The sequence below is a fragment of the Pseudomonas sp. Ors-4-3C genome (genome assembly GCF_055755035.1).
Genome location: NZ_CM146900.1, coordinates 3,369,438 through 3,393,530, shown reverse-complemented (window position 1 = coordinate 3,393,530; position 24,093 = coordinate 3,369,438). Strand labels below are relative to the sequence as shown.

The window sequence follows — 24,093 nt, the reverse complement described above, 5'->3', positions numbered from 1 at the left end:
GCCTTGAGCTGATGGTGGCGTTAGGCACAGGGACAGCGGCTCTGTAGGAGTAGCACAAGTTAGCCCGGAGTCCCTGGCAGATCGATTTGCGCATCCAGCAAAGCCATGAAGGCCCTTGCTGCATTCGACAGCGTCCGTTCGGTGTGCACGATATAGCCTAGCTGGCGACTGAGCTGTATGCCCGGCAAAGGTATGCGCGCGACCTGTTCATCAAGCATGGTGCGTGGCAGAACACTCCAGGCCAGACCGATGGAGACCATCATCTTGATGGTTTCCAGGTAGTTGGTGCTCATGGCGATGTTCGGCGTCAGCCCTTGGGCTTCGAACAAACGTTGGACAATATGATGAGTAAAGGTGTTGCCTCCGGGAAAAACCGCCGGATGACCGGCAATATCCGCCAGACTCACCGCGCCGTTGCTGATCAGCGAATGCTCCGGCGCCACCACGAAATCCAGCGGGTCGTCCCACACCGGCGTGGCTTTGACCAGCGTGTGTGGCTCTGGCGCAAGAGTGATGACTGCCAGTTCAGCGCGGCCATGGAGAATTTCCTCGTAGGCCACTTCCGAATCGAGGAACTGAATATCCAGCGCCACTTGTGGGTAGCGGCGGGTGAATTCCCTCAATAGCGGCGGCAAACGGTGCAGGCCGATGTGGTGACTGGTGGCCAGGGTCAGCCGGCCGCTGACTTCGCCGGTCAGGTTGGTCAGGGCGCGGCGTGTGTCGTCCAGCACGTTGAGAATCTGGTACGCCCGGGGCAGCAGGGCGCGGCCGGCCTCGGTCAGACCGACTTCACGACCGAGTCGATCGAACAACCGCACCTTCAGTTGTTGCTCCAGTCCGGCGATGCGTTTGCTGATCGCCGGCTGCGTCAGATGCAGGCGTTCCCCGGCGCCGGAGAAGCTGCCGGTCTCGGCGATGGCGATAAAAGCATTGAGGTTGGCCAGATCCATGGTTCGTATTCCAGTTGGTTATCCAAAGCATAAAAAATATGAATTTGAGTTATTTAATGTAACGCCATAGGATCGGCCTCACAAGCCAAAGGGTTATTGATAAGCCCAAGGCATAGAAACAAGCTGATGAGGAACCGTCTGATGGCCGGCAAAACGCTCTACGACAAGCTCTGGGATTCGCATTTGGTCAAACAGCGCGACGATGGCTCGGCGCTGATCTACATCGATCGTCACATCATCCACGAAGTGACCTCGCCGCAAGCCTTCGAAGGCCTGCGTCTGGCCGGGCGCAAGCCTTGGCGCATCGATGCCAACATCGCGACCCCGGACCACAACGTACCGACCACGCCAGAGCGCAAGGGCGGCATCGAAGCGATTGCCGACCAGGTCTCGCGTTTGCAGGTTCAGACCCTCGATGACAACTGTGATGAGTACGGCATTGTCGAGTTCAAGATGAACGACATCCGTCAGGGCATCGTCCACGTGATCAGCCCGGAGCAGGGCGCAACCTTGCCGGGCATGACCGTGGTCTGCGGCGACTCGCACACCTCGACCCACGGCGCTTTCGGTGCCTTGGCGCACGGGATCGGCACTTCCGAGGTCGAGCACGTGCTCGCCACCCAGTGCCTGGTCGCGAAGAAAATGAAGAACATGCTGGTGCGTGTCGAAGGTCAGTTGCCATTCGGCGTGACCGCCAAGGACATCGTCCTCGCGGTGATCGGCAAGATCGGCACCGCCGGCGGTAACGGCCATGCCATCGAATTCGCCGGCAGCGCGATTCGCGATCTGTCCGTCGAAGGCCGCATGACCATCTGCAACATGTCCATCGAAGCCGGCGCCCGTGTGGGTCTGGTGGCTGCGGACGAAAAGACTGTCGAGTACGTCAAGGGCCGTCCGTTCGCACCGAAAGGCGCGCAGTGGGATCAGGCGGTTGAAGCCTGGAAAGATCTGGTCTCCGACGCCGACGCCAAGTTCGACACCGTGGTTGAACTCGACGCTGCGCAGATCAAGCCGCAAGTCAGCTGGGGCACCTCCCCGGAAATGGTCCTGGCCGTTGATCAGAACGTGCCGGACCCGGCGAAAGAGATGGATCTGGTCAAGCGCGATTCGATTGTCCGCGCCTTGAAATACATGGGTTTGACTGCCAATCAGGCGATCACCGACATTCAGCTGGATCGCGTGTTCATCGGTTCCTGCACCAACTCGCGTATCGAAGACCTGCGCGCTGCGGCCGTGATCGCCAAGGGTCGCAAAGTCGCTTCGACGATCAAGCAGGCAATCGTCGTACCGGGCTCGGGTCTGGTGAAGGCGCAGGCGGAAGCCGAAGGTCTGGACAAGATCTTCCTCGAAGCCGGTTTCGAATGGCGTGAGCCGGGTTGCTCGATGTGCCTGGCGATGAACCCGGACCGTTTGGAGTCCGGCGAGCATTGCGCCTCGACCTCCAACCGTAACTTCGAAGGCCGTCAGGGTGCCGGTGGCCGTACCCACCTCGTGAGCCCGGCCATGGCCGCTGCGGCGGCGGTGAACGGTCGTTTCATCGACGTTCGTGAATTGATCTAAAAGGAGCGCAGCATGAAAGCTTTTACCCAGCACACTGGTCTTGTCGCGCCTCTGGATCGTGCCAACGTCGACACCGACCAGATCATTCCCAAGCAGTTCTTGAAGTCGATCAAGCGCACCGGTTTCGGCCCGAACCTGTTCGACGAGTGGCGCTACCTGGATGTCGGCCAGCCGTATCAGGACAACTCCAAGCGCCCGCTGAACAAGGACTTCGTGCTCAACGCCGAGCGTTATCAAGGCGCCAGCGTGTTGCTCGCCCGTGAGAACTTCGGGTGCGGCTCCAGCCGTGAACACGCCCCGTGGGCGCTGGAAGAATACGGTTTCCGCAGCATCATCGCGCCGAGCTACGCCGATATCTTCTTCAACAACAGCTTCAAGAACGGCTTGTTGCCGATCATCTTGAGCGACGCTGAAGTCGATGAACTGTTCAAGCAGGTCGAGGCTAATCCGGGCTACCAATTGCAGATCGATCTGCAGGCGCAGACCGTGACCCGGCCGGATGGCAAGGTGTTGAGCTTCGAGATCGACGCGTTCCGCAAGCATTGCCTGCTCAATGGTCTGGACGATATCGGTTTGACCTTGCAGGACGGCGATGCGATTGCGGCGTTTGAGGCCAAACATCGTGTGAGCCAGCCGTGGTTGTTTCGCGACGCATGATTGATTCGAGATTGATGTAGTCAGGGCCGACCTCTTCGCGAGCAAGCCCGCTCCCACAGGGGAATGCATTTCAAATGTGGGAGCGGGCTTGCTCGCGAAGGCGGCAGCTCAAACAACACAAATGCCAGGAAATGACTATGACCAGCACCGCCCAGCACACCCAGGTTGTACAAAAGCAATTCGGTGAACAGGCCGCCGCCTACCTGAGCAGCGCCGTTCACGCTCAGGGCACTGAATTTGCGCTGCTACAGGCTGAACTGGCGGGGCAGGGCGCTGCTCGGGTGCTGGATCTGGGGTGCGGTGCCGGTCATGTGAGTTTTCATGTGGCGCCGCTGGTGAAAGAAGTGGTGGCCTACGACCTGTCGCAGCAAATGCTCGACGTGGTCGCCGCCGCAGCCGTTGATCGCGGTTTTGCCAATATCTCCACGGTCAACGGCGCCGCCGAGCGCCTGCCGTTTGCCGATGGCGAATTCGATTACGTGTTCAGCCGTTATTCGGCGCACCATTGGAGCGACCTCGGGGTGGCCCTGCGTGAAGTGCGGCGGGTGCTGAAGCCGGGTGGCGTGGCAGCGTTCATCGACGTGTTGTCACCGGGCAGCCCGTTGTTCGACACTTACCTGCAGAGCGTCGAAGTGCTGCGCGACACCAGCCACGTGCGCGATTATTCCGCCGGCGAGTGGCTACGGCAGGTCAGCGAGGCCGGGCTGCATACCCGCAGCACCAGTCGTCAGCGCCTGCGTCTGGAATACAGCAGTTGGGTCGAGCGCATGCGCACACCCGAAGTGATGCGCGCGGCGATCCGCCAGTTGCAGCAGTCGATGGGCAACGAAGTGCGCGAATATTTTGAGATTGATGCCGATGGCTCGTTCAGTACAGATGTATTGGTACTGTGGGCCGAGCGCTAAGAATTTTTCCGGGCGCGCCTGCGGGCGCTCCGACTGATGACATGAGGAAAGCATGAGCAAGCAGATTCTGATTCTCCCAGGCGACGGTATTGGTCCGGAAATCATGGCCGAAGCGGTCAAGGTGCTGGAGCTGGCCAACGACAAGTACAGCCTGGGCTTCGAGCTGAGCCATGACGTGATCGGTGGCGCGGCCATCGACAAGCACGGCGTGCCACTGGCCGACGAAACCCTCGACCGTGCCCGTGCTGCCGACGCCGTCCTGCTGGGCGCAGTGGGCGGCCCGAAATGGGACACCATCGAGCGTGACATCCGCCCTGAGCGTGGTCTGCTGAAAATCCGTGCGCAACTGGGCCTGTTCGGCAACCTGCGTCCGGCGATCCTCTACCCGCAACTGGCCGACGCTTCGAGCCTGAAGCCGGAAATCGTTGCCGGTCTGGACATCCTGATCGTGCGTGAGCTGACCGGTGGCATCTACTTCGGCGCGCCACGCGGCACCCGTACCCTGGAAAACGGCGAGCGTCAGTCCTACGACACCTTGCCGTACAGCGAAAGCGAAATCCGCCGCATCGCCCGCGTCGGTTTCGACATGGCCATGGTCCGTGGCAAGAAACTTTGCTCGGTGGACAAGGCCAACGTGCTGGCATCCAGCCAACTGTGGCGTGAAGTGGTCGAGCAGGTCGCCAAGGATTACCCTGAAGTCGAGCTGAGCCACATGTACGTCGACAACGCCGCCATGCAACTGGTGCGCGCGCCGAAGCAGTTCGACGTGATCGTCACCGACAACATGTTCGGCGACATCCTGTCGGACGAAGCCTCGATGCTTACCGGTTCGATCGGCATGCTGCCCTCGGCCTCGCTGGATTCGAACAACAAGGGCATGTACGAGCCTTGCCACGGTTCGGCGCCGGACATCGCCGGCAAAGGCATTGCCAACCCGCTGGCAACGATTTTGTCGGTGTCGATGATGCTGCGTTACAGCTTCAATCTGCACGACGCGGCCGATGCCATCGAGAAAGCCGTCAGCGTGGTTCTCGACCAAGGCTTGCGCACCGGCGACATCTATTCGGCCGGTTGTACCAAAGTCGGAACGCAGGAAATGGGTGACGCAGTAGTCGCCGCGCTGCGGAATCTGTAATCTCTCGGGCCCGCTGCGAAATTCAATACAAAGCAGCGGCCCACTTTTCAAGAAGGTGTAGTTGCGATGAAACGTGTAGGTCTGATCGGTTGGCGCGGCATGGTCGGTTCCGTGCTCATGCAGCGGATGCTGGAAGAGCAGGATTTCGATCTTATCGAGCCGGTGTTTTTCACCACTTCCAATGTCGGTGGCCAAGGCCCGTCCGTGGGCAAGGACATTGCTCCGCTCAAGGACGCTTACAGCATTGAAGAGCTGAAAACCCTCGACGTGATCCTGACCTGCCAGGGCGGCGACTACACCAGCGAAGTATTCCCCAAGCTGCGCGAAGCCGGCTGGCAGGGTTACTGGATCGACGCGGCGTCCAGCCTGCGCATGAACGATGACGCGGTGATCATTCTCGACCCGGTCAACCGCAAGGTCATCGACCAGCAACTGGACGCGGGCACCAAGAACTACATCGGTGGCAACTGCACCGTCAGCCTGATGCTGATGGGCCTGGGCGGTCTGTTCGAGGCCGGTCTGGTCGAGTGGATGAGCGCCATGACTTATCAGGCGGCCTCCGGTGCCGGCGCGCAGAACATGCGTGAACTGATCAAGCAGATGGGCGCGACTCACGCCGCTGTCGCCGATCAACTGGCCGACCCGGCCAGCGCGATCCTCGACATTGACCGTCGCGTGGCCGAAGCCATGCGCAGCGACGCGTACCCGACCGAAAACTTCGGCGTACCGCTGGCCGGCAGCCTGATCCCGTGGATCGACAAGGAACTGCCGAACGGCCAGAGCCGCGAAGAGTGGAAGGCCCAGGCCGAGACCAACAAGATCCTCGGCCGCTTCAAGAGCCCGATCCCGGTCGACGGCATCTGCGTGCGCATCGGCGCCATGCGTTGCCACAGCCAGGCGCTGACCATCAAGCTGAACAAAGACGTGCCGATCGCCGACATCGAAGGGCTGATCAGCCAGCACAACCCTTGGGTCAAACTGGTGCCGAACAACCGCGACATCAGCATGCAGGAGCTGAGCCCGACCAAGGTTACCGGCACCCTGAACGTACCGGTGGGTCGTCTGCGCAAGCTGAACATGGGGTCGCAATTCGTCGGTGCCTTCACCGTCGGCGACCAACTGCTGTGGGGTGCGGCCGAACCGCTGCGCCGCATGCTGCGGATCCTGCTGGAGCGTTGATCGCTTGAAGTCGTGAAAGAACCCGCGCCTTGTGAGAGGTGCGGGTTTTTTTATGCCTGAGGGTTCCCGGTGTCAGGTCTGGCGCCTTCGCGAGCAAGCCCGCTCCCACATTAGAACTGCGTTCCCCTGTGGGAGCGAGCTTGCTCGCGAAGGGGCCGGTGCAGACACTGCAGATTCCGACAGAAATTGCCTGCATGCCAGTCACCCGGTAAAGTGCCGCTCCCCCCGTTTCGCCAGAGGTAGAACCATGACCCAGACCCTTGATATTGCCGTCGTCGGCGCCACCGGTACTGTCGGCGAAACCCTCGTTCAGATTCTCGAAGAGCGCGACTTTCCGGTCGGCAACCTGCACTTGCTGGCGAGCAGCGAATCCGCCGGCAGTGCGGTGCTGTTTCGCAACAAGAACGTGCGCGTGCGCGAAGTCGACGAGTTCGATTTCAGCAAGGTCAAACTGGTGTTCTTCGCCGCTGGCGCTGCCGTTTCCCTGAGTTACGCGGCGCGTGCCCACGCGGCCGGTTGCTCGCTGATTGACCTGTCCGGTGCGTTGCCGGCCGAGCAGGCGCCGCAAGTGGTGCCGGAAGCCAACGCTGAGGTGCTCGCCGGTCTGAAAGCGCCGTTCCAGGTCAGCAGCCCAAGCCCTTCGGCCACTGCGCTGGCCGTAGTGCTGGCGCCGCTGCTCGATTTGATCGAGCTGCAATACGTCAATGTCACCGCCAATCTGGCCGTGTCCGCCCAGGGTCGCGAAGCCGTGACCGAGCTGGCCCGGCAGACTGCCGAGCTGCTGAACATGCGTCCGCTGGAGCCAACGTTCTTCGACCGTCAGATGGCCTTCAACCTGCTGGCCCAGGTCGGCACGCCCGACGCTCAAGGCCACACGCTGCTGGAAAAACGTCTGGTGCGCGAGTTGCGTCAGGTGCTGAAGCAGCCTTTATTAAAGATTTCCGCAACTTGCGTTCAAGCCCCGGTGTTTTTTGGCGATAGCTATAGCGTGACCTTGCAGTCAGCGAGCGCGGTCGACCTGGCAAAGGTCAACGCTGCGCTTGAGGACGCGCCCGGCATCGAGCTGGTTGAAGCCGGCGATTATCCGACCGCGGTGGGTGACGCGGTGGGGCAGGATGTGGTCTATGTCGGTCGGGTGCGCAGCGGCGTCGATGACCCGGCGGAACTTAATCTGTGGCTGACGTCAGATAACGTACGCAAGGGGGCAGCCCTGAATGCTGTGCAGGTCGCTGAATTGTTGATAAAAGACCTGCTGTAAAAGATACTTGGCAACAATTTGTCGACTGATTCTAGGTGAGCGCTATGCTTGCCCGGAGCACTTGATAACGTGTCACCCTCCGGGACTTTCCGGGGCATCAAAGAAATGATCGCGCGCGGCAGTCTGTCGTCGTCGCGCGCAATGCCTTACGGCAGCGGCAATCAACATCTTCTCGCTGGCCGAGGAACGTTCAAACAAAGGATGAGGCTATGGTTCAAGTTCGCAAACTGGTGTTAGCAATAGCGGCCGCCTCGGCGCTGTCCTCCGGTATGGCGCATGCCCTCGGGCTCGGGGAGCTGACCCTGAAGTCGACCCTGAACCAGCCGCTGGTGGCCGAGATCGAGCTGCTCGACGTCAAGGATCTCACCGCTGCAGAAGTGGTGCCAAGCCTGGCCTCGCCAGAAGATTTCGCCAAGGCCGGCGTTGATCGCCAGGCCTTTCTCAACGACCTGACGTTCACCCCGGTGCTCAACGCCAGCGGCAAGAGCGTGCTGCGCGTGACTTCGAGCAAGCCACTGTCGGAACCGATGGTGAAATTCCTCGTCCAGGTGATGTGGCCGAACGGCCGTCTGCTGCGCGATTACAGTGTGCTGCTGGATCCGTCGAAGTTCTCGCCGCAGACCGCTGACGCCGCCGCGCAACCGGCGCCGTCGCAGACCATCACTGCGCCGACCACTGGTGCCACGCACCCGACGCAATACACCACCACGCCGCGCGACACCCTGTGGGAAATCGCCGCGAAGGCGCGTACCGGCGGTTCGGTGCAGCAGACCATGCTGGCGATTCAGGCGCTGAACCCGGATGCGTTCATCGACGGCAACATCAACCGACTGAAAACCGGTCAGGTGCTACGTCTGCCGGATGCAACGCAAAGTGCCGCGCTGCCGCAGTCCAAGGCGATTGCCGAAGTGGCGGCGCAGAACGAAGCCTGGCGTCAGGGTCGTCGCTATGTAGCCAAGCCTGGCACCGGCCAGCAGCAGCTCGATGCCACCAAGCGTGGCCGCAGCAATGTCGGCACCGGGCAGAATGCCAAGGACAACCTGAGCCTGGTGTCTGCCGAAGGCGCCAAGGGTCGTGGCAAAGGCCCGGCAGGCGATGCCAAGGCTTTGAGCAACAAACTGGCGGTCACCCAGGAAAGCCTCGACACGACCCGTCGTGACAACGAGGAACTGAAAAGCCGCATGGCCGATCTGCAAAGCCAACTGGACAAGCTGCAGCGCCTGATCGAGCTGAAGAACAATCAACTGGCGAAGATGCAGGCCGAAGGCCCGGGCGCCGCGCCAGCCGCCACCGCTGCCGTACCGGCGATCACCGCCGAACTGGCCGCGACCCCGCCAGCCACCCCGGCAGAAGCGGCGCCAACGCCAGAGTCGGCGATCGCGCCACCGGTCGATACGCCTGCCGAAACGCCGGCGGTCGCGCCGAAGCCGGTTGTCGATGAGGATAAAACCTTCAACGAACTGCTGACCAATCCGATCCTGCTGGGTCTGATCGGTGGCGGTGCGGTGGTGCTGCTGCTTCTGCTGTTGCTGCTGGCTCGTCGCCGCAAAGCCCAGCAGGAAGCCGAGAAACACCTGCGCATGGCCCGCGCCCTGGCGGAAGAGCAAGAGTTCTCTGCCGAGCAGGATCTGCCGGAAAGCAGCTTCGAAGGCCTTGAAGTACCCGCTGCCAGCGTCAAGCTCAACACCGCGGCAGCTGCGCCAGCGCCAGCGCCAGCGGCAGTCGTGGCTCCGGTGGTGATGGCTGAGCCGATTGCCGCGCCATTGGTCGCGCCGGCCGCCGAGCGTTCCGATGACGTGCTGGACAAGGCTCAGTCGCACATCAACGCCGGTCGCCTGAATCAGGCCGCCGCGCTGCTCGAAGAGGGCGTCAGCCTCGAGCCGCAGCGCAGCGATCTGCGTCTGAAGCTGATGGAAGTCTACGGTCAGCAGGGCGACCGCGATGCATTCGTTGGTCAGGAGCGTCAGCTGGTGGCCAACGGCGATAACTTCGCCAAGGTCGAAGAACTGAAAAAACGCTTCCCGGCCATGACCGTCGTCGCGGTCGCGGGTCTGGCCGCAGCGGCGGTCGCCGCCGAACTGGACGCGCAATACGTCAAGGACCTGCTGCTCGACGAGCCAGAGGCGCCTGCACCTGAGCCTGCTCCTGCGGCAGACGACCTGGATAGCGCGTTCGACCTGAGCCTGGACGACCTCGACAACATCACCCCGGTTGAGCCTGCCCCTGTCGTCGCGCCTGAAGCGCCGGTAGAGCTGGACGAATTCCCGGCAGACGACGATCTGAGCTTCGAATCGGTGCTGCAACAGCAGACCGAGATCAAAGAGAACCTCGACGACCTGTCGGACTTCGACCTCGATCTGGATCTGGGTGCCGAGCCTGCGCCAGCCCCGGCGGCGGACCTGGCGGACGATGACTTCCTGCTGGATCTGGACGAAGGCGTGAAAGACCTGTCGCCGGTCGAGCCTGCGGTCGTCAACGAAGTGCCGCAGGACGATCTGGAGCTGCCGGCCGATTTCGATCTGTCGCTGGCCGACGAAATGGACAGCAACCCGGCGGCCGAGCCTGACGCATTCGCAGCGGAACTGAATGACGTCAACGCCGAGCTGGATCGCTTGTCGCAGAGCATTGCCGAGCCAACCTTCACCGAAAACGATGCGGCATTGGGTGGTGATCTGGGGGAAGACGATTTCGACTTCCTCGCCGGTACCGACGAAGCCGCGACCAAGCTCGATCTGGCTCAGGCCTACATCGACATGGGCGACAGCGACGGCGCGCGCGACATCCTCAACGAAGTGTTGACCGAGGGTGACGAAAAGCAGCGTGGCGAAGCCAAGGAAATGCTTTCGCACCTGGCGTGATTCGGCGGTAAACAAAACGGCAGCCCATCGAGGCTGCCGTTTTTGTTTGGGCTGGATTTTGTAGCGGCAGTGCTATCGCCATCGCGAGCAGGCTCACTCCTACAGTTGGAATGCGTTCTCCTGTAGGAGTGAGCCTGCTCGCGATTGGGCCGGAACTACCCATAGAGAATTCTGGCATCCCCGACTCACAGCCTTATAATGCCCGCCTTTGCACATCAGCAGGCTGTCCCACTTTGGCAAACATAGATAACCCGGTCGCCGAAATGGCACCCGACGGCTTTTACCGCGTCGCGCTTGGCGTTGAATACAAAGGTTCGCGCTACAGCGGCTGGCAGCGCCAGTTGACCGGCGTGGCCACGGTGCAGGAAGAACTCGAGAAAGCCTTGTCGAAAGTCGCCAACTCGCCGGTTTCACTGCAGTGCGCCGGGCGTACCGACGCGGGCGTGCATGCCTGCGGACAAGTGGTGCATTTCGATACGCAAGTCGATCGTTCGCTGAAAGCCTGGGTGATGGGCGCCAATATCAATCTGCCCCACGACATCAGCGTCAGCTGGGCGCGGGTGATGCCGGCGCATTTTCATGCGCGGTTCAAAGCCATCGCGCGGCGTTATCGCTATGTGATCTACAACGATCAGATTCGTCCGGCCCATCTCAACGAAGAGATCACCTGGAACCATCGCCCGCTCGACGTCGAGCGTATGGCCGAGGCCGCGCAGTATCTGATCGGTACTCATGATTTCAGTGCGTTCCGTGCCGGGCAGTGCCAAGCGAAATCGCCGATCAAGAAAATGCACCACCTGCGCGTGACTCGCCACGGCAAGATGATCGTTCTCGATATTCGCGCCAACGCCTTTTTGCACCACATGGTGCGCAACATTGCCGGTGTGCTGATGACCATCGGTGCCGGCGAGCGTCCGGTCGAGTGGATGAAGGAAGTCCTGGAGAGTCGCGAGCGCCGTTCCGGTGGCGTGACGGCGCATCCGTTCGGTCTGTATCTGGTGCAAGTCGAGTACCACGACGAGTTCCCGTTGCCCGAGCGTTTCATCGGGCCACATTTCCTTACGGGTTTCTCGGGCCTTGACGGCTGACGCCCCCGAACGCTTTTGTTACCATCCGGGACTTTCCCGGTTTTTGCCTTGAGGTTTTTATCGACATGTCAGCCGTTCGCAGCAAGATTTGCGGGATTACCCGCATAGAAGATGCGTTGGCAGCGGTCGAGGCGGGAGCCGATGCGATCGGTTTCGTGTTTTACGCCAAGAGCCCGCGGGCGGTAAGCGTGCAGCAGGCAAGGGCGATCATTCAGGCGTTGCCGCCGTTCGTGACCACCGTTGGCCTGTTCGTCAATGCCAGCCGCTGCGAGTTGGGGGAAATCCTCGATGCCGTGCCGCTGGATCTGTTGCAGTTCCATGGCGACGAAGTCGTTGCCGACTGTGAAGGCTGGCATCGTCCCTACATCAAGGCGCTGCGGGTCAAGGCCGGCGACGACATCGCGGCTGCCGTCGATGCTTATCCGAGCGCCAGTGGCGTGCTGCTCGACACTTACGTCGAAGGCGTGCCCGGCGGAACCGGCGAGGCATTCGACTGGTCATTGATTCCGCAAACGTTGAGCAAGCCGCTGATCCTGGCCGGTGGCCTCACCCCGGAAAACGTCGCCGACGCCGTAGCCCGGGTCAAACCTTACGCGGTCGATGTCAGCGGCGGGGTAGAAGCGAGCAAAGGCATCAAGGATCATGCGAAGATCCGCGCGTTCATCAATGCCGTACGTAGAAGCTCGCAGGGAGCGTCTACTTCGATGTGACGGCTGGCAGTCTGCCGCCGTCCATCAATGCACTTGCACAAAGCAGGCGAGGCTGAGGGTTTCTGGAGTTGCACGCAGGTCATGTTTCGCGCTGACCGCGGCGTTCCATCAATCATCGCCACACACATGAATTTAGCTGAAGGGCATACGCGGGGCTGCGAACCAGAGCGTTCGGGCCGCCGGTACTGGAGAAAAAAAGCATGAGCAACTGGTTGGTAGACAAACTGATCCCTTCGATCATGCGTTCGGAGGTCAAGAAGAGCTCGGTGCCTGAAGGTCTGTGGCACAAATGCCCGTCCTGCGAGGCTGTGCTGTATCGCCCTGAGCTGGAAAAGACCCTGGACGTTTGCCCCAAGTGCAACCACCACATGCGCATCGGCGCACGGGCGCGCATCGACATCTTCCTGGATGCCGAAGGCCGCAACGAGCTGGGTGCAGACCTGGAGCCGGTTGACCGTCTGAAGTTCCGCGACGGCAAGAAGTACAAGGACCGTCTGGTCGCAGCCCAAAAGCAGACCGGCGAAAAAGACGCGCTGATCTCCGTCAGCGGCACCCTGTTGGGTATGCCGGTGGTGGTGTCGGCGTTCGAATTCAGCTTCATGGGCGGTTCCATGGGCGCCATCGTCGGTGAGCGCTTCGTGCGCGCCGCCAACTACGCCCTGGAAAACCGTTGCCCGATGATCTGCTTCGCCGCCTCCGGTGGTGCGCGCATGCAGGAAGCGCTGATCTCGCTGATGCAGATGGCCAAGACTTCGGCCGTGCTCGCGCGTCTGCGTGAAGAAGGCATTCCGTTCATCTCGGTGCTGACCGACCCGGTCTACGGCGGCGTTTCCGCCAGTCTGGCGATGCTCGGCGACGTGATCGTCGGTGAGCCGAAAGCCCTGATCGGCTTCGCCGGTCCGCGTGTGATCGAGCAGACCGTGCGTGAAAAGCTGCCGGAAGGCTTCCAGCGCAGCGAGTTCCTGCTGGAGCATGGCGCGATCGACCTGATCATTGATCGTCGTGAATTGCGTCCACGTCTGGGCAATCTGCTGGCGCAACTGACCGGCCAGCCGACTCCGACCTACGTCGCCGCTCCTGTCGAGCCAATCGTCGTTCCACCGGTGCCTGCCAACGTATGACCGAGCGTACCCTTGGCGAGTGGCTCGCCTACCTTGAGCAGTTGCATCCATCGGCCATCGACATGGGGCTGGAGCGTTCGCAACAGGTAGCGTCCCGCATGGGGCTGGGCCAGCCGGCGCCTCGGGTGATTACGGTTACCGGCACCAACGGCAAGGGTTCGACCTGCGCTTTCGTGGCTTCGTTGCTGCGGGCGCAGGGCCTGAGCGTGGGTGTCTACAATTCTCCGCACCTGCTGCGTTACAACGAGCGGGTGCAGCTCAATGGCGTCGAAGCCACTGACGCACAGCTGTGCGAAGCTTTCGCTGCGGTCGAGGCCGGGCGTGGCGACACTTCCCTGACTTACTTCGAAATGGGCACCCTGGCGGCGTTCTGGCTGTTTCAGCAGGCAAAACTTGACGCTGTGGTGCTGGAAGTCGGTCTGGGCGGGCGTCTGGACACGGTCAACGTGGTGGATGCCGATATCGCGCTGGTCACCAGCATTGGTGTCGATCATGCCGAGTACCTGGGTAATACCCGCGAGTCCGTGGCTTTCGAGAAGGCCGGGATTTTCCGCCAAGGCAAGCCTGCGCTGTGCGGCGACCTGAATCCTCCGCAACCTCTGCTCGACAAGGTTCGCGAGCTGGCGTGCCCGCTCTCTCTGCGCGGGCGCGACTTCGATCTGGGAATCACCGATCACAACTGGCAATGGCGCGGCACTGACGCACAGGGTCAGGCGGTCGAATTGCATGATTTGCCGCTGCTCGACCTGCCGATGGAAAACGCAGCGCTGGCATTGCAGGCGTATCTGCTGCTCGGTTTGCCGTGGAATGCGTCGCAAATTGTTGCGGCCTTGCAGGCCACTCGCGTGGTCGGCCGGCTGGATCTGCGCTCGTTCGAGTTCAACGGCAAGCGCCTGAACCTGCTGCTGGACGTGGGGCATAACCCGCACGCGGCGGAGTATCTGGCGCGACGTCTGGCCAGCCGGCCACCGGTGGGCAAGCGTCTGGCGGTGTTCGGCCTGTTGGCGGACAAGGATCTGGATGGTGTTGTCGGCGAATTGAATGCTAGTGTCCAGCACTGGGCGGTAGCGCCGCTGGATTCGCCGCGTGCGCGTCCGGTCAGTGAATTACACGCGGCGTTGCAGAACCTTGGCGCCTCTGTCACGTCCTATGACAGTGTCGCGGCTGCGCTGGAAGGGCAGTGCGAGATCGCAACCAGCGACGACGAGATTCTGTTGTTCGGATCATTTTATTGTGTCGCCGAGGCCCTTGAATGGCTGGCCCGGCGCTCCACGGAGGAAGCGGCAAATGGCTTTGCTGGATAAAGCGTACAAGCAGCGCATGGTTGGTGCCCTGGTGCTGGTGGCGCTGGCGGTGATTTTCCTGCCGATGCTGTTTTCCCGTCAGGACGAGCAGCGCCAGGTCACGGTCGATGCACCGGCTGCGCCGCAAGCACCTGCCGTGCCGCAAGTGCAGCTTGAGCCGGTAGCCGTGCCCGAGCCGCAAGCACTGCCGCAGGAACCGGTCCCGAGTGATGACGAAGTGGCCGAGCAATCGGCGCCGTCGATGCCGATTGCCCCAGCACCAGCACCAGCACCGGCTCCGGTAGCCAAACCGGTTGCGCCCGCGCCAGTCGCCAAGCCTGCTCCGGCGCCGGCCCAGCCGATTGCTGCCGCTCCGGCCAAGCCTGACACCACACAAAGCCGCGTCGACGCCAACGGTCTGTCGGTCAGCTGGTCGGTGCAACTGGCCAGTCTGTCGAGTCGCGCCAGCGCCGAAAGCCTGCAGAAAACCCTGCGCAGCCAAGGCTACAACGCCTACATCCGTTCCGCCGATGGCAAGAATCGGGTGTTCGTCGGCCCGCTGATCGAGCGCGCCGAAGCCGATCGTCTGCGTGATCTGTTGGGTCGTCAGCAGAACCTCAAGGGTTTTGTCGTGCGCTTCCAGCCAGAGCGTGGCTAAAAACTATCGTCCGGATTGAAATGCACTGACAATCGCAGCTTACCGACAGCGGTGCGCTCTGCTAAAATGCGCCGCCTTATCCGTCTGTAGGCTGCACTGTGCCATTTACCATGGTTGACTGGGCGATTGTTGCAATCATCGCCATCTCCGCTTTGATCAGTTTGAGCCGCGGCTTCGTCAAGGAAGCATTATCGCTGGTGACCTGGATCATCGCAGGAGCTGTTGCCTGGATGTTCGGTGGCTCACTGTCCGAGTACCTCGCCGGATACATCGAAACCCCATCGGCTCGCGTGATCGCGGGCTGTGCCATCATGTTTGTCGCCACACTGATCGTGGGCGCAATGATCAATTATCTTATCGGCGAGTTGGTGCGCGTGACCGGGTTGTCCGGCACCGACCGATTCCTGGGCATGGCCTTCGGCGCGGCGCGTGGCGTGTTGCTGGTGGTCGTGGCAGTCGGGCTGTTGAGCCTGGGGCCGGTACAGCAGGACGGGTGGTGGAAAGAGTCACAGCTCGTGCCAAAGTTTCTATTGGTCGCCGATTGGTCCAAAAACCTGATTCTCGGGTGGAGCAGTCAGTGGCTTGCCAGCGGAATCAGCGTACCCGCTGATATTCCGTTCAAGGAGCAACTCTTGCCGTCGGCCAAAACGCCTCAGTGAGTGTTGTTCAGTTCAGATCCATTAAGTAGGGGTTGCGTCGCATGTGTGGCATCGTCGGTATCGTCGGTAAGTCGAACGTCAATCAGGCGCTGTATGACGCGCTAACCGTGCTCCAGCACCGCGGCCAGGACGCTGCCGGTATCGTGACCAGCCATGATGGCCGGTTATTCCTGCGCAAGGACAATGGCCTGGTGCGTGACGTGTTTCAGCAGCGTCACATGCAGCGCCTGGTCGGCCACATGGGTATCGGTCACGTCCGTTACCCGACTGCCGGCAGCTCGACCTCGGCCGAAGCGCAGCCGTTTTACGTCAACTCGCCGTACGGCATCACCCTGGCGCACAACGGCAACCTGACCAACGTTGAACAGTTGGCCAAGGAAATCTACGAATCCGACCTGCGTCACGTCAATACCAGTTCCGACTCGGAAGTATTGTTGAACGTGTTCGCTCACGAGCTGGCCCAGCGCGGCAAGCTGCAGCCGACCGAAGAGGATGTATTTGCCGCTGTGACCGACGTGCACAACCGTTGCGTCGGCGGTTACGCGGTGGTGGCGATGATCACCGGTTACGGCATCGTCGGTTTCCGTGACCCGCACGGCATTCGTCCGATCGTGTTCGGCCAGCGTCACACCGACGAAGGCGTCGAGTACATGATCGCTTCCGAAAGCGTTTCGCTGGACGTGCTCGGTTTCACTCTGATTCGCGACCTGGCCCCGGGCGAAGCGGTCTACATCACTGAAGACGGCAAGCTGCACACTCGTCAGTGCGCGACCAACCCGTCCCTGACCCCGTGCATCTTCGAGCACGTCTACCTGGCGCGTCCGGATTCGATCATCGACGGTGTGTCGGTGTACAAGGCGCGTCTGCGCATGGGCGAGAAACTCGCCGAGAAGATCCTGCGCGAGCGTCCAGAGCACGACATCGACGTGGTCATCCCGATCCCGGACACCAGCCGCACCGCCGCGCTGGAACTGGCGAACCACCTGGGCGTGAAATTCCGCGAAGGCTTCGTCAAGAACCGTTACATCGGCCGGACCTTCATCATGCCGGGCCAGGCGGCGCGCAAGAAGTCGGTTCGCCAGAAGCTCAACGCGATCGAGCTGGAATTCCGCGGCAAGAACGTGATGCTGGTCGACGACTCGATCGTACGCGGCACCACCTGCAAGCAGATCATCCAGATGGCTCGCGAAGCCGGCGCGAAAAACGTCTACTTCTGCTCCGCGGCTCCTGCCGTACGCTTCCCGAACGTTTACGGCATCGACATGCCGAGCGCTCACGAACTGATCGCGCACAATCGTTCGACTCAGGACGTGGCGGATCTGATCGGCGCTGACTGGCTGATCTATCAGGACCTGCCTGACTTGATCGAAGCGGTCGGTGGCGGCAAGATCAAGATCGAAAACTTCGATTGCGCAGTGTTCGACGGCAAGTACGTCACCGGCGACGTCGACGAGGCTTACCTGGACAAGATCGAGCAGGCACGCAACGATGCCTCGAAGGTCAAGACCCAGGCGGTCAGTGCGATCATCGATCTGTACAACAACTGAGTTTCTACCGGCCCTGAGGGGCCGGTTTTGTATCTGGCAAAAGACTTTCATTTATTCAGAACAGGGCAAGGAGTGACAGCATGAGTCAGGAATGGGATGCCGGTCGGCTGGACAGCGACCTCGAAGGCGTAGCGTTCGATACCCTGGCCGTACGTGCCGGTCAGCACCGTACGCCGGAAGGCGAACACGGTGATCCGATGTTCTTCACTTCCAGCTACGTGTTCCGTACCGCTGCCGACGCGGCTGCGCGGTTTGCCGGGGAAGTGCCGGGCAACGTTTACTCGCGCTACACCAACCCGACCGTGCGCGCGTTCGAAGAGCGTATCGCCGCGCTGGAAGGCGCCGAACAAGCGGTCGCCACCGCCACGGGCATGGCCGCGATCATGGCTGTCGTGATGAGCCTGTGCAGCGCCGGTGATCACGTCCTGGTGTCGCGCAGCGTGTTCGGCTCGACCATCAGTCTGTTCGAGAAGTACTTCAAGCGTTTCGGTGTGCAAGTCGACTACGTGCCGCTGGCCGATCTGTCGGGTTGGGATGCGGCGATCAAGCCGAACACCAAGCTGCTGTTCGTCGAGTCGCCGTCCAACCCGCTGGCTGAGCTGGTGGATATCGCCGCGCTGGCGGAAATCGCTCACGCCAAAGGCGCGATGCTGGTGGTCGACAACTGCTTCTGCACGCCTGCCTTGCAGCAGCCGCTGAAACTCGGCGCGGACATCGTCGTGCACTCGGCGACCAAGTTCATCGACGGTCAGGGCCGTTGCATGGGCGGTGTGGTGGCTGGTCGCAGCGAGCAGATGAAAGAAGTTGTCGGTTTCCTGCGCACCGCCGGGCCGACCCTGAGCCCGTTCAACGCCTGGATCTTCCTCAAGGGCCTGGAAACCCTGAATCTGCGGATGAGGGCGCACTGCGCCAACGCCCAGCAACTGGCCGAATGGCTGGAGCAGCAGGACGGTATCGAGAAGGTTCATTACGCCGGTCTCAAGAGCCATCCGCAGCACGAACTGGCCCAGCGTCAGCAGAAGGGCTTCGGTGCGGTGGTGAGTTTCGAGGTCAAGGGCGGCAAAGAGGGCGCGTGGCGCTTTATCGACGCCACTCGCTTGATCTCGATCACCGCCAACCTCGGTGACAGCAAAACCACCATCACCCATCCGAGTACCACCTCCCATGGCCGTCTGGCGCCACAGGAGCGGGAAGCCGCAGGGATTCGTGACAGCCTGATCCGCATCGCGGTCGGTCTGGAAGACGTGGCGGACCTGCAGGTCGACCTGTCGCGCGGTCTGGCGGCGTTGTGATCGAATTGTCTACTCCGAAGGCGGGCACCCATGGCCGCGTGGCGCTGGTCACCGGTGCCGCGCGTGGCATCGGTCTGGGTATTGCTGCCTGGCTGATCAGCGAAGGCTGGCAAGTGGTGCTGACCGATCTGGATCGTGTGCGCGGTTCGAAAGTGGCGAAGGTGCTGGGCGAGAACGCCTGGTTCATCGCCATGGACGTGGCGGATGAGAGCCAGGTCGCGCTGGGTGTCGCCGAAGTGCTTGGGCAGTTTGGTCGTCTCGATGCGTTGGTGTGCAACGCGGCGGTGGCTGATCCGCACAACATCACGCTGGAAAGTCTTGATCTGGCTTACTGGAACCGGGTGCTGGCGGTCAATCTCAGTGGGCCGATGTTGCTGGCCAAACATTGTGCGCCGTATCTGCGCGCGCATAACGGCTCGATCGTCAATCTGGCCTCGACCCGTGCGCGGCAGTCGGAGGCTGATTCCGAGGCGTATGCGGCGAGCAAGGGCGGCTTGTTGGCGTTGACGCATGCGTTGGCGATCAGTCTCGGGCCGGAGATTCGCGTCAATGCGGTCAGCCCAGGCTGGATCGATGCACGGGATCCATCCGCACGACGCGCCGAGCCGCTGGCCGATGCCGATCATGCGCAGCATCCGGCGGGCAGGGTAGGGACGGTCGAGGATGTGGCGGCGATGGTGGCGTGGCTGTTGTCGCGCAATGCCGGGTTTGTCACCGGGCAGGAATTCGTCGTTGATGGTGGCATGACCAAGAAGATGATTTACACCGAGTAGATCGCGTTCTTCTCCTGAATTTGCGTCAAATGGGCTGCCGTCTTCGCGAGCAAGCTCGCTCCCACATGAGGAATGCATTTCCCTGTGGGAGCGGGCTTGCTCGCGAAGGCGGTCTCGCAGGTGGAAAGCAATTTTGTCTTTTTCAGAAAAACTTCAATCCTGCTATTGACTTAGGTTCGCTACCTGCGTAAATTTCGCGGCCTCGGAGATGCAAACGGGTGATTAGCTCAGCTGGGAGAGCGTCTGCCTTACAAGCAGAATGTCGGCGGTTCGATCCCGTCATCACCCACCACTCCCCGAGAAACTTGCGCAAGCAAGAGGTAGGCTGAAAGTGCCTCCACCGACGCGCAGCGGTAGTTCAGTCGGTTAGAATACCGGCCTGTCACGCCGGGGGTCGCGGGTTCGAGTCCCGTCCGCTGCGCCATATTTTACGAGTCAGGCATTGTCTGGTTCGCGATTGAAAAGCACCGAAGCTTTCAGTCAAAACGAGTTACTTGAGCGCAAGCTCAAAGCGATACGCAGCGGTAGTTCAGTCGGTTAGAATACCGGCCTGTCACGCCGGGGGTCGCGGGTTCGAGTCCCGTCCGCTGCGCCATATCTGTTTCAAGGACCACTGAACGCCTTGAAACACCGAAAGCAACCGTTGGTTGTTTCGGAATCGATAGCAAAGGCCCTGGTCGAAAGACCGGGGTTTTTTGTGTCTGAAATTTGCTATTTCCCTCCTTTTCCTCCTGCCCACACCCTGACTCCAATACAAATTCCCTTGTGGGAGCGGGCTTGCTCGCGAAAGCGGTATGTCAGTTAAAAATGGGCTGCCTGACACCACACCTTCGCGAGCAAGCCCGCGCCCACAGTGGGTTGCCGGTTTGCCCGGCGATCTGCTGCGGTGCCACGTCGCATTGATTTTTTGATTCTTTAGTCAAATTTTTGTAACTGGTTGTTTGCCGGACGCTCAGAAACCTTTAAAGTTAACCTTTCGGTCAGCTTTGCACTGTCAACACGCCCTTTGTTTAGCCAAGAAGGGCTTCTGCAAGACTCGAGATTCCCAGTAGATAACCAAAAGGGCGGACACATAACCGCCCAGAGGATGATCCATGTCCAACCGTGATATATCCCGGCGCTCGTTCCTCCAGGGCGGGCTGGTGGCGGGTGTGAGCGTCACGCTCACGCCGCTCAGCAGTCAGGCGCTGGCTGCCTTGATGGAAAACAGCGTAACCGTGCCGTCCGAAAAGTGGCTCGGCCACAACGGCAAGGCACGTCAACGTAACGACGCCCTGTCCAAGGTCTGCGGCAGCAAAGTGTTTGCCCGCGACATTCGCTCCAAGGACATGCCGGGCTGGCCTGAACAGCAAGGCCACGCCATGCTGCTGAAAACCATCAAGGCTGACCGTATCTACGCCGGTTACGACCTGTCGTGGCTTGGGGCCGACTTGCAACCTGACCGTATCGTCACCGCTGCCGATCTGGACAAGGACGGCATCGTCTTCCCGGAAGAGCACGCGCCGGACCCATTGCTGCCGGAAGGCAAAGTGCCGATGTTCATCGGTCACCCGGTGGCGATCCTGATCTGGAACGATTTCGAGCGTTTCCGCCAGGCCAAGAACAAACTCAAATTCAATGACAAGGCGATTCGTTACGGTGCCCAGGTGCCGTACTACGAAGGCGACCCCTATGGCAGCTTCCGCTACGTGCGTGTGGGCGGCCCGACCTCGGCCGACGAAGACGAGTTCGCCAGCCTCAAGGACTCGATCCTGTTCCCGATGCTGAAGAACCGTCGCCCGGTATGGAATTCCCAGCCGAACCTGCACGGCAACCTGACCGAGCGCGGCCTGTTCTACGCCGATCGCATGAAGCAGCAGATCGACACGCCACCGGACAACTGGCTGGTGTTCGACGAGCGTTACAAAACCCCGTCGATCGAACCGGCCGCCATGGAGCCAGACAACGGTAATGGCTGGTACGACCCGAAAACCAAGACCCTGCACTTCGTGGTCGCCACTCAGTGCCCGCTGGAAGCCGCGACCGAAACCGCGAAAATGATCGCGCCATCGCGCTTCGGCCTGGCGAACCTGAACATGCACCCGGGCTACACCGTGGGCTACGGTTCCAAAGACCACAACATCTTCGTCTACTACGCGGCCCTCGCTGCGCTGTATGGCGCCGGTGTGCCGATCCGTCTGGCCAATGACCGCTACGAGCAGTTCCAGAGCGGCATCAAGCGCCACCCGTTCGACATCCGCTACCAACTGGCGGTGGACAAGAACGACTACAGCTTTAAGATTTTCCGTGCCGAGATGAGCGTCGACGGTGGCGGTCGTATCAACTACAGCCCGTCGGTAGCGGCAGTGGGTGCCACGGCGGCGCAGTCGATCTACTACATGCCGCAGAACGATCTGCAGGTCACCGCTTACCACTCGCGCGGTGTTGAAGCGGGTTCGATGCGCGGTTATGGCACCCTGCAAAGCATGGCCTCGACCGAAATGATGGTCGACGAAATCGCCAATCGCCTCGGTGTCGACGCGATTGATCTGCGTCGCAAGAACGCCCTGCGTTCGGGCATGAAAAACACCCAGGGCGCGATTCCGGCCGGTGCTCTGCGTCTGCACGAGATTCTCGACAAGGCCTCGGTGCACGAAGTCTGGAAAAACCGCGACGCGATCAAGAAACAGCGCGAAGCCGCCGACCCGGACAACTGGTACGGCGTGGGTTTCGCGATTTGCCAGAAAGACTTTGGCACCGGCTCCGAAGCGCCGATGGCCAGTATCGAGTTCACCGCCGAGGGGCGCATCACCCTGCGTCACATCGGTATCGAAATCGGCACTGGCATGTCCACTTCGCAAGCGCTGGTCGTGGCGGATTTCCTCGGCAGCCCGGCACACGACGTCAAGACCGGCGAAACCGAATGGAAGGAAATGCAGCTGATCACCAGCGGCAACCCTTACATCATGAGCCAGGCCGAGCAGGACAACCTGCTGCGCAACCCGCGCTGGGTCGGCAAGCTGGCCTCGGCATCGTCCGCGACCAACTCGGCTTACTATTTCAGCCACGCCACCCGTGAAGCGGCGCGCGTGCTGTTCAACAACGGTTTGTGGCCGGCGGCCATGGAAATCTGGCGCCAAGGGCCTTACGGCGGTCAAGCCAACCCTTATGTCGTGCGTCGTGAAGATGCGCATTGGGTCGACGGCAAACTCACTGCCAACGGTATGCAGCCATTGAGCTTCGAAGAGCTGGCCAAGCATGCTCACGAGCGTGGTCTGGTGACCGGTGCCACCGTTCACGCATTCAACCGCTGGAGCTGGGCCGAGGCCGAATACAGCATCGACGGCGTGCGCGAGCGTCTGCCGCTCGACGGTCTGGCAGTGAAGTACGGTGATGGCGCGCCGAAGGCGAAGAAAGCGCTGATGAGCACAGCGGGTTTCCACCTGCTGGATCGTCAGAACATCAACTACCCGGTGGTCCAGTTGAACAACGCTGCTGTGACTTACTACAGCCCGGTGGCGACGCTGGTAGAGCTCAAGGTCAACAAAGGCTCGGCGGAAGTCGAAGTGCTCAACCACCATTCGTGGGTCGAGTGCGGTCGGGTGCTGGTCGAAGAACTGGTCAAGGGCCAGCTCGAAGGCGGGATCGCCATGGGCATTGGTCACGCGCTGATGGAAGAGATGCCGCTGTACGAAGGCGGGCCGGGGGAGGGGGACTGGAACTTCAACCGTTATCGCCTGCCGATGGCCCGTCACGTGGCGGTGTGGAAGCAGACCGCGGAGATTCTGCCGCCGCTGTCGCCAAGCGATCCGTCCAAAGGCATCGCCGAAGTGGTGATGATCCCGGTGGTCGGTGCCATCGGTAACGCCGTGGCGCACGCCATCGGTAAACGTGTTCGCGATCTGCCAATCACTGCTGCGCGCATCAAGGAGGCCCTCAATGGCTAACCGTCCGCTTCAACTGACCCTCAATGGTCAATCCGTCGGCCCGGTGGACATCCCTGATGACCTGCCGATGATCGACTATCTGCACGAATACAAGAACCTCACCGGTTCGCGCCTGGGCTGCGGCCAGGGCATCTGCCATGCCTGCGTGGTGATCGTCGACAACCCGGACGGCACCAGTGAAGAGGTGCGCACCTGCATCACTGGCGCGCATTACTTCGAAGGCAAGAAAGTCCGCACCATCGAAAGTCACGCCAAGCGTGATGAGAGTGGTCAGGTCACCGAGCTGAACCCGATCCAGCAGCGCTTCGTCGACGAATTCGCCTTCCAGTGCAGCTACTGCGCGCCGGGCTTCGTCAACGCCGCGACGGTACTGGTAGAGAAGCTGCAGCGCCAGCCGATCGTCAAAAGCCAACTGGAAAAAGTCATCGAGGACAGCCTCGGCCACCATATCTGCCGTTGCACCGGGTACGTGCGTTACTACAACGCCACGCGCAACGTGCTGACCGATCTCGGCCTGGTCAAGGAGGGTTGAGC

At 61.2% G+C, this 24,093-nt stretch carries 19 protein-coding genes and 3 tRNA genes; 21 read left to right on the top strand and 1 reads right to left on the bottom strand.

Features of this window, described 5'->3' with window-relative positions:
* Nucleotides 1–59: 59 nt before the first annotated feature.
* Complete coding sequence (locus tag ACVHNU_RS15185; RefSeq protein ID WP_007969232.1) at nucleotides 60–950, bottom strand: LysR family transcriptional regulator; 891 nt, start codon at nucleotides 948–950, stop codon at nucleotides 60–62.
* Nucleotides 951–1,091: 141 nt separating this feature from the next.
* Between ACVHNU_RS15185 and leuC the strand changes: the two genes are divergently transcribed.
* From leuC to ACVHNU_RS15080, 21 genes are all read left to right on the top strand, one after another.
* Nucleotides 1,092–2,510 (top strand): 3-isopropylmalate dehydratase large subunit, encoded by a 1,419-nt coding sequence (gene leuC / locus ACVHNU_RS15180; RefSeq protein ID WP_095136733.1) that lies wholly within the window; start codon nucleotides 1,092–1,094, stop codon nucleotides 2,508–2,510.
* 12 nt (nucleotides 2,511–2,522) lie between these two features.
* Nucleotides 2,523–3,167 (top strand): 3-isopropylmalate dehydratase small subunit, encoded by a 645-nt coding sequence (gene leuD / locus ACVHNU_RS15175; RefSeq protein ID WP_103484400.1) that lies wholly within the window; start codon nucleotides 2,523–2,525, stop codon nucleotides 3,165–3,167.
* Between the two features lie 137 nt (nucleotides 3,168–3,304).
* Nucleotides 3,305–4,072 carry a class I SAM-dependent methyltransferase gene (locus tag ACVHNU_RS15170; protein WP_103520448.1) on the top strand — a complete coding sequence of 256 codons (768 nt, stop codon included), beginning with the start codon at nucleotides 3,305–3,307 and terminating at the stop codon, nucleotides 4,070–4,072.
* A gap of 52 nt (nucleotides 4,073–4,124) precedes the next feature.
* Nucleotides 4,125–5,207 (top strand): 3-isopropylmalate dehydrogenase, encoded by a 1,083-nt coding sequence (gene leuB, locus ACVHNU_RS15165; RefSeq protein WP_003226430.1) that lies wholly within the window; start codon nucleotides 4,125–4,127, stop codon nucleotides 5,205–5,207.
* Between the two features lie 66 nt (nucleotides 5,208–5,273).
* Nucleotides 5,274–6,386 carry an aspartate-semialdehyde dehydrogenase gene (asd, locus tag ACVHNU_RS15160; RefSeq protein WP_003226428.1) on the top strand — a complete coding sequence of 371 codons (1,113 nt, stop codon included), beginning with the start codon at nucleotides 5,274–5,276 and terminating at the stop codon, nucleotides 6,384–6,386.
* 247 nt (nucleotides 6,387–6,633) lie between these two features.
* Nucleotides 6,634–7,644 carry an aspartate-semialdehyde dehydrogenase gene (locus ACVHNU_RS15155; RefSeq protein WP_473017714.1) on the top strand — a complete coding sequence of 337 codons (1,011 nt, stop codon included), beginning with the start codon at nucleotides 6,634–6,636 and terminating at the stop codon, nucleotides 7,642–7,644.
* A gap of 209 nt (nucleotides 7,645–7,853) precedes the next feature.
* Nucleotides 7,854–10,502 carry a motility hub landmark protein FimV gene (locus tag ACVHNU_RS15150; RefSeq protein WP_473017712.1) on the top strand — a complete coding sequence of 883 codons (2,649 nt, stop codon included), beginning with the start codon at nucleotides 7,854–7,856 and terminating at the stop codon, nucleotides 10,500–10,502.
* Nucleotides 10,503–10,765: 263 nt separating this feature from the next.
* Nucleotides 10,766–11,590: a tRNA pseudouridine(38-40) synthase TruA gene (gene truA / locus ACVHNU_RS15145; RefSeq protein ID WP_171061913.1), complete on the top strand. Its 825-nt coding sequence runs from the start codon at nucleotides 10,766–10,768 to the stop codon at nucleotides 11,588–11,590.
* A gap of 65 nt (nucleotides 11,591–11,655) precedes the next feature.
* Nucleotides 11,656–12,300 carry a phosphoribosylanthranilate isomerase gene (locus ACVHNU_RS15140; RefSeq protein WP_103520452.1) on the top strand — a complete coding sequence of 215 codons (645 nt, stop codon included), beginning with the start codon at nucleotides 11,656–11,658 and terminating at the stop codon, nucleotides 12,298–12,300.
* 200 nt (nucleotides 12,301–12,500) lie between these two features.
* Complete coding sequence (gene accD, locus ACVHNU_RS15135) at nucleotides 12,501–13,421, top strand: acetyl-CoA carboxylase, carboxyltransferase subunit beta (protein ID WP_027611535.1); 921 nt, start codon at nucleotides 12,501–12,503, stop codon at nucleotides 13,419–13,421.
* Nucleotides 13,418–14,725, top strand: coding sequence for a bifunctional tetrahydrofolate synthase/dihydrofolate synthase (folC, locus tag ACVHNU_RS15130; protein WP_473017711.1), 1,308 nt, complete (start codon nucleotides 13,418–13,420; stop codon nucleotides 14,723–14,725). The genes accD and folC overlap by 4 nt, the downstream gene beginning before the upstream one ends.
* Entirely contained in the window at nucleotides 14,709–15,362 is a 654-nt protein-coding gene (locus tag ACVHNU_RS15125) for an SPOR domain-containing protein (protein ID WP_400497106.1), read from the top strand. The genes folC and ACVHNU_RS15125 overlap by 17 nt, the downstream gene beginning before the upstream one ends.
* Before the next feature lie 98 nt (nucleotides 15,363–15,460).
* Nucleotides 15,461–16,021 carry a CvpA family protein gene (locus tag ACVHNU_RS15120; protein WP_045122548.1) on the top strand — a complete coding sequence of 187 codons (561 nt, stop codon included), beginning with the start codon at nucleotides 15,461–15,463 and terminating at the stop codon, nucleotides 16,019–16,021.
* A gap of 41 nt (nucleotides 16,022–16,062) precedes the next feature.
* Nucleotides 16,063–17,568: an amidophosphoribosyltransferase gene (gene purF, locus ACVHNU_RS15115; protein ID WP_003226416.1), complete on the top strand. Its 1,506-nt coding sequence runs from the start codon at nucleotides 16,063–16,065 to the stop codon at nucleotides 17,566–17,568.
* Between the two features lie 80 nt (nucleotides 17,569–17,648).
* The gene (locus tag ACVHNU_RS15110; RefSeq protein WP_473017709.1) at nucleotides 17,649–18,860 is read left to right on the top strand and encodes an O-succinylhomoserine sulfhydrylase; all 1,212 of its coding nucleotides are present in this window, start codon (nucleotides 17,649–17,651) and stop codon (nucleotides 18,858–18,860) included.
* The gene (locus ACVHNU_RS15105) at nucleotides 18,857–19,633 is read left to right on the top strand and encodes an SDR family oxidoreductase (protein WP_003226413.1); all 777 of its coding nucleotides are present in this window, start codon (nucleotides 18,857–18,859) and stop codon (nucleotides 19,631–19,633) included. The genes ACVHNU_RS15110 and ACVHNU_RS15105 overlap by 4 nt, the downstream gene beginning before the upstream one ends.
* A 216-nt stretch (nucleotides 19,634–19,849) precedes the next feature.
* A tRNA-Val gene (locus ACVHNU_RS15100) sits at nucleotides 19,850–19,925 on the top strand.
* 55 nt (nucleotides 19,926–19,980) lie between these two features.
* Nucleotides 19,981–20,057 (top strand) — tRNA-Asp (locus tag ACVHNU_RS15095).
* A gap of 94 nt (nucleotides 20,058–20,151) precedes the next feature.
* Nucleotides 20,152–20,228, top strand: a tRNA-Asp gene (locus ACVHNU_RS15090).
* Nucleotides 20,229–20,727: 499 nt separating this feature from the next.
* Nucleotides 20,728–23,559, top strand: coding sequence for a xanthine dehydrogenase family protein molybdopterin-binding subunit (locus tag ACVHNU_RS15085; protein WP_473017708.1), 2,832 nt, complete (start codon nucleotides 20,728–20,730; stop codon nucleotides 23,557–23,559).
* A complete protein-coding gene (locus ACVHNU_RS15080; protein ID WP_003226408.1) occupies nucleotides 23,552–24,091 on the top strand; it encodes a (2Fe-2S)-binding protein in 540 nt (179 codons plus the stop codon). The genes ACVHNU_RS15085 and ACVHNU_RS15080 overlap by 8 nt, the downstream gene beginning before the upstream one ends.
* Nucleotides 24,092–24,093: the final 2 nt, after the last annotated feature.